The organism is Nostoc sp. CHAB 5715 (assembly GCF_020829685.1).
Classification (GTDB): domain Bacteria; phylum Cyanobacteriota; class Cyanobacteriia; order Cyanobacteriales; family Nostocaceae; genus Nostoc.
Genome location: NZ_JAIVFR010000416.1, coordinates 1 through 6,216, shown reverse-complemented (window position 1 = coordinate 6,216; position 6,216 = coordinate 1). Strand labels below are relative to the sequence as shown.

At 43.5% G+C, this 6,216-nt stretch carries 8 protein-coding genes; 3 read left to right on the top strand and 5 right to left on the bottom strand.

What is annotated here, in order from left to right:
• The 3 genes from LC574_RS21805 to LC574_RS21795 all read left to right on the top strand — a co-directional run.
• Positions 1-233, top strand: a 233-nt coding sequence (locus tag LC574_RS21805) for a hypothetical protein (RefSeq protein WP_229455575.1), incomplete at its 5' end; no start/stop codon positions are given.
• Between the two features lie 36 nt (positions 234-269).
• Positions 270-533 (top strand): hypothetical protein, encoded by a 264-nt coding sequence (locus tag LC574_RS21800; RefSeq protein ID WP_229455574.1) that lies wholly within the window; start codon positions 270-272, stop codon positions 531-533.
• The gene (locus LC574_RS21795; protein ID WP_229455576.1) at positions 524-940 is read left to right on the top strand and encodes a PIN domain-containing protein; all 417 of its coding nucleotides are present in this window, start codon (positions 524-526) and stop codon (positions 938-940) included. The genes LC574_RS21800 and LC574_RS21795 overlap by 10 nt, the downstream gene beginning before the upstream one ends.
• Before the next feature lie 205 nt (positions 941-1,145).
• Here LC574_RS21795 and LC574_RS21790 read toward each other — a convergent pair whose 3' ends face one another.
• From LC574_RS21790 to LC574_RS21770, 5 genes are all read right to left on the bottom strand, one after another.
• Positions 1,146-1,475 carry a type II toxin-antitoxin system PemK/MazF family toxin gene (locus tag LC574_RS21790; RefSeq protein ID WP_229455572.1) on the bottom strand — a complete coding sequence of 110 codons (330 nt, stop codon included), beginning with the start codon at positions 1,473-1,475 and terminating at the stop codon, positions 1,146-1,148.
• A complete protein-coding gene (locus tag LC574_RS21785) occupies positions 1,459-1,677 on the bottom strand; it encodes a hypothetical protein (protein ID WP_229455571.1) in 219 nt (72 codons plus the stop codon). The genes LC574_RS21790 and LC574_RS21785 overlap by 17 nt, the downstream gene beginning before the upstream one ends.
• Positions 1,678-1,765: 88 nt before the next feature.
• Positions 1,766-2,089, bottom strand: a complete 324-nt coding sequence (locus tag LC574_RS21780; RefSeq protein ID WP_229455569.1) for an addiction module protein — start codon at positions 2,087-2,089, stop codon at positions 1,766-1,768.
• Positions 2,090-2,340: 251 nt separating this feature from the next.
• The gene (locus LC574_RS21775; RefSeq protein ID WP_229455568.1) at positions 2,341-2,916 is read right to left on the bottom strand and encodes a Uma2 family endonuclease; all 576 of its coding nucleotides are present in this window, start codon (positions 2,914-2,916) and stop codon (positions 2,341-2,343) included.
• A 53-nt stretch (positions 2,917-2,969) separates the two neighbouring features.
• The coding region (locus LC574_RS21770; protein WP_229455567.1) for a magnesium chelatase subunit H at positions 2,970-6,216 on the bottom strand (3,247 nt) is incomplete at its 5' end.

Below are 6,216 nucleotides of genomic sequence, written 5' to 3'. Positions count from 1 at the left end.
CTGTTGCTCAACAAGCAAATGCTGTTGCTCAACAAGCAAATGCTGTTGCTCAACAAGCAAATGCTGTCGCTCAACAAGCAAATGCTGTCGCTCAACAAGCAAATGCTGTCGCTCAACAAGCAAATGCGATCACTCAACAAGCAAATGCGTACGCTCAACAAGCAAATGCGATCGCTTTGAAATTTTGCCCTAAAAGAAAGTATAAGAGTGAGCATCAAACCCCTATTTGTTAGAATATCTTTTGTTACTAAAGAGAGAGAAGTTATCTGGTGGACTCTACATTTAACTGGAAACTGGAACAGACTTTATTAGAAAAAGTCATAAATCTGGCTAGTCAACGAGGGCAATCTCCTGAATCAATTATCAGCGAAGCTGTTAGGCTATATCTCGAAACTCAATTGCTAGAAACAGTTGATAATGCTGTGTCTGACCCATTAATTGGCTTATTTGCAGGAACACCTGATTTGGCTACAAACTCAGAAGATATTCTCCAACAGGAGATTACTGAAGAATCTGGTTGGACGTGGAAATAACCTTAGCAGTAGCTGATACGGGTTTTGTTGTAGCATTGTTGAACAGATCGGATGCAATGCACAGTATTGTGGCAACAGTATACATACAACAAAAACAAATTCTGTTACCACAAACAGTATTAGCATTAGCTTATTTGGTAGGACGTAATGCAGGTATAGCGACAGTTGTAGCTTTTTTGCAAGGACTATCTGCAAGTCGATTTACTTTAGTAGCTTTAACAGACCAAGATGTAATTCGTGTGGCGGAAATCTTGGATGAATATACAGATAGTCGGATTGATTTTGTAGATGCAAGTGTTATGGCTATAGCTGAACGCTATGGTATTAAAAAAATATTTACCTTAGATCAGCGAGATTTTAGATTATATCGACCTCAGCACTGCAATAGCTTTGAGATTTTGCCCTAAAGAAAATAATAGTTAACAAAAGAGCGATCGCCTTACAGAAACCCTCAAAAACAAAGCGTAGACGCGTTGGCGTAGCCTCTCGAAAAGAAGCGGCTTGTCGTTAGACATCGCCTGTTGTCCAAGAGTGAGTGCGTTAGCGTAGCTTACCGTAGGTATCGCTTTGTTTAAGCATTCAATTCTCAATTTTGCGAAGTTGCCAATACTATCACAACCCCAACCAACACCGCAAAGATTGCTCTAACAGTTCAGCATCAGCATCAGCTAACTTGCCAATCACTTTTACAACTAAGCTTTTATGCACTGTGTATAAACCTCTCTTGACTGCTGTAGCCACGTTTAGCCCTGCTGTTGCCCATTCAGACAAGACAAACTCACCTTCTAGCAATGCTCCAGTTTTGCTTGTCAAGGGTGTAATTAGAATGTCTTGAGAAACGTGTGGCGCACTTACAACAACAGCAGGTCTAACTTTTGAACTGGACAAATCTGAAAAGGGATACTGAACCAAAATGATGTCATTTTTAGAGTAGTTGGACATAGACATCATCCTCAGCGTTATCCCAAACTGATGAGAGTGATGTTTGACTGGTTTGAAGCCAAAATTCAGTTTCATCATCAGGAAGCAGCGTCACTAAAACTCTTGTTCCTTCCGGTAATTCCTCTGACTCCAGCAATTCGATTTTTCCTTGCCGAACAGTAGCCCAAAGCGTTTTTAGCATATCTGTTTTATGAATAGTCATGCTTTAATTTTATGCTTTGATAGTTTATGAGGAGCGATCGCCTTACAGAATTCTTCTCAAACCTCTGGGCGAAACACCAGGACATAATTCATTGTTGCCCCTTAATCGATGCTTTGATTTCCTCCCAAGTCAGCACATTATTTGGATTTGAATTATAGTCACAAGTTCGACGATCAAGCTCTTGCTTTTGTGCATCAGTTAAATCAGGGTAAACTTGCTTTGCAGCGATGGTATCCCAAATTGCCTGTACAATACGGATTCTATCTACAACACTGAGAGTTGCGATTTCGTTCAAAGTAGCTGTGATATCCATACTGATTAACTTGGAGTGAGGAAGCAACTGGTACACCTTAAATATAGCGGACAAGATTTTGTCCATCAAATCAAACGCTGCATCTGCTTTGATGTCCAATAGAGCGATGTCTACGACGGGCTACGCCTACGCCTTGTAGAAAACTTCAAAAATAAAGCGATCGCCTTGCAGAAAACCTCAAAAATAATGCGTAGATGCGTAGCGGCTTGTCGTTATACCTATGGTAAGCTACACTAACACACCAATTTACAGCAAGCAGCAAATAAAATTTCACTAAATGTTGCAGTCTAGTGGATAATTTGGGGAACTACTGCGTCTAAATTTTTCATGGCTCTTGTTTTGTTATTCAGTTACCAAATCGCTTCAATATTTAAAATAAACCCCTGTAAAACATCTTCTCCTGACAAAGTAACAGGCGATTCCAATACCTCAACCTCTTGACCTTGCCGATAAATTTCTACTTGCCGCGATTTACGATTAATTAACCAACCCAAACGCACACCATTATCTATGTATTCCCTCATCTTTTCCTGAGCAACTTTCAAACTATCACTTGGCGAAAGTAACTCAACAACAAAATCAGGTGAAAGTGGTATAAATTTTGTTTGTTGTTCTTGAGTAAGTGCATTCCAGCGTTCCAATCTCAGCCAAGAAGCATCAGGTGAACGGTCTGCACCATTGGGAAGTTTAAAACCTGTAGAGGAATCAAAGGCGATACCCAGTTTATTTTGCTCATTCCAAATCCAAAGTTGAGCAGTTAGCCCAGCGTTACGATTTCCGGTTTCTCCCCCGGTTGGTGGCATGATAATTAGTTCTCCGGTTGCAGTGCGTTCAAATCTCAAATCGCGGTTTGCTTGACATAGCTGGAAAAACTGCTCATCTGTCAATTCCAGCACAGGTTTAAGGTTAATGGTTAAAGCATTCATTGGGGCATTTTAGATTGAAGATTAGGACAGGTAAGATACCTGCCCTATAAGGACTATTCTATTCCTTCAATCCGGTCTTCAACCTCTTGGTACAACTCGCGCAGACGATCTAAATTATCCTCGCTAGTCTCCCAATAACCGCGTCCATTCACTTCCAACAAAGTTGATACAATCTTGCGGAAAGAATGGGGATTAAGGTTCAGCAACCGTTTCTGCATTTCTTCATCTTTGATGAAGGTTTCGTTAGTATCCTCGTAAATCCAGTTATCCACAGCGCCAGCTGTCGCACTCCAACCTGTTGTATTCACCAACCGCTTGGAGAGTTCGCGCACACCTTCGTAACCGTGAGACAGCATCCCCTCGTACCATTTGGGATTTAACAATTTGGTACGCGCATCCAAACGCACGGTTTCTGATAATGTCCGCACTTGGGCGTTAGCTGTGGTTGTATCTGCAATATAAGATGCTGGTTTTTTACCATCACCGCGCAGACTTGCCACCAGCTTAGTGGGATCTGAATCAAAGTAGTGGGAAACATCCGTTAAGCTAATCTCGGAAGAATCGAGATTTTGGAAAGTTGCATCAGCAGTTTTCAATGTACTTTCAAAAATCTGCCGAGATTCATCCATGATTCCGGGGTTATCGGAATTGAAGGAGAAGGATTTCCGGTTGAGATACATTTCCTGCAACTCGGCTTCGCTGTCCCAAGTGCTGTTTTCTACCGCCAAGTTGATATTTGACGAGTAGGAACCAGAAGCGTTGGAGAAAACGCGCGTCGCTGCTTGACGCAGATTAATCCCCATATCTTGGGCTTGTTGCAAAGCGTGTTTGCGAACAAAGTTCATTTCTAAGGGTTCATCTGCCTCAGCTGCCATCTTCACCCCTTGGTCTAGCAGGTTCATTTGGTTGATGAACAAGTCGCGGAATACACCAGAACAGTTGATTACCACATCAATTCTGGGTCGTCCCAACTCTTCTAGAGATATTAATTCCAACTTGTTCACCCGTCCCAAGGCATCTGGAACTGGACGCACACCCACCATCCACATAATTTGCGCTAGGGATTCGCCGTAAGTTTTGATGTTATCGGTTCCCCAAAGGACGCAGGCGATGGTTTCTGGCCATTTTCCTTCATTTTCTGCCTTGTTACGTGTCAAAAGCTTATCTACGACGATTTTGGCTGATTGTACTGCCGCTGTTGTGGGGATGGATTGCGGATCGAGTGCATGAATATTCTTACCTGTAGGCAATACATCCGGGTTGCGGATGGGATCGCCACCAGGGCCAGGTAGGATGTACTCGCCTTCCAAGCCTCTGAGTAATGCTCCCAGTTCGTTGTCGGCACAAACTTGTTGCAGGCAGAATTCCAAATACTCAAATAATGGTTTTAGGGCTACGTTATCGACTTTGGGATAACCTGCTTTATGCAATGATTCCACCCAAGGTTCTTTTTTACCCATGTTGAAAAAATTCAACCGGGAAACCAGAGAAACTCGTCCTTCGGCGTCGGTTTGCTCTTGAACAAGGGCGCTAACTGCTGCACGGGTGGCTAAGGTGATATTTTGCAATAACTGGACATCTTCTAAAATGCCCCGATCGCTATTTTGGTAAATATCGTCAATGTTACGCCCAATGCTGTTGGCGATAATTCGCGGTAAACCAACAATTTCTTCTTCTTGACGATCTAGACTAGCAATATTGACGAGAGTTGCGATCGCTTCTTCTGCACTTGGCGGTTTACCAATGACGTGCAACCCACAAGGCAACAACCGAGACTCGATTTCCATCAACTTACGGTAGACGTTGCCAACAATATTATCGCGATCGTCGGCACTCATCTCTTTGGCATCGGTTTCTGGCAGGTTGATATCCTTATCCAGATTCACGATCCGGCATTTATCCATAATACTGTTGACAATGGGAACGCCGCGTCCACTATCTTTTAAGGTTTGGTAAGAAGCAATTAACTCGCTAAGTTCCTTCAAACCTTTATACAAACCAGCATTTTCTGCTGGCGGTGTCAAGTAGGAAATTGTTTCAGCATAACTCCGACGTTTGGCAATTGTCGCCTCACTCGGATTATTGGCTGCGTAGTAATACAAGTTGGGAATTGAGCCAATCAAGTTATCTGGATAACAATCACCAGACATCCCCATCTGTTTACCTGGCATGAATTCCAAGGAACCATGTGTACCAAAGTGCAGTACAGCATCAGCTTTCCAAACTTGCTCTAGGTAAGTGTAGTAAGCAGCAAAACCGTGATGAGGGCTAGCTGAACGGGAGAATAAGAGTCGCATCGGGTCGCCTTCGTAACCAAATGTAGGTTGTACCCCAATGAAGACGTTACCGAATTGCTTACCATAAATTAGCAGATTTTGCCCATCGCTGTTGAGATGTCCGGGAGGTGGGCCCCAGTTTTCCTCTAGGCGTTGAGAGTATGGGGTTAACGCCTCATACTCAGGAACCGACATTTTGTAAGCAATGTTGAGTTCTGGGCTGTTGTACTGCGCCTGTGCATCATGGATGACTTCTTGCATCAACGCTTCGGCTGATTCTGGTAAATCTGGCAAGTCGTAGCCGTTATTTTTCAGTGCTTTGATCACCTCGTAGATGGAACCGAATACATCCAAGTAAGCGGCGGTTCCGACGTTGCCTTTATCTGGTGGGAAGCTAAAAACGGTGATGGCGACTTTTTTCTCCAGCTTTGGCTTGCGGCGGAGGTTAGCCCATTTTAAGGCGCGTTCGGCTACAGCTTCAACCCGATCGCGCAGTGCGATCGCTTTCCCTGTAGTCCCATCTCTACCTGATAATATAATCGGCTCAATTGCCCCATCCAATTCAGGAATCGCAATTTGCAAAGCTACTTGAATAGGATGCAAGCCTAAATCGCTATCCATCCACTCTTCTGTGGTTTGGAATACTAAGGGTAACGCCACCATGTAAGGACGGTTTAAGCGTTTGAGTGACTCAATTGCTTTGGGATGGTCTTGTCTGGCTGGGCCACCCACTAAAGCAAAACCAGTCAGCGATATCACCGCATCTACCAACTGTGTGTTGGTATTTGGTTCGTAGAAGTAAGCATCCACAGGCTTAGAGAAATCCAAACCACCAGCAAAAACAGGTAATACCCGTGCGCCTAGTGCTTCTAACTCCTGCACCATTGCTACATAATGGGCATCATCCCCTGTAACTAGGTGAGTGCGTTTCAAAAATAAACCAACACAAGGAGCTACAGGACTTTTTAGATCTCTAGAAATATCCTTACGAGCTGTGTACCAATTCAGGTACTCTTTGACATAT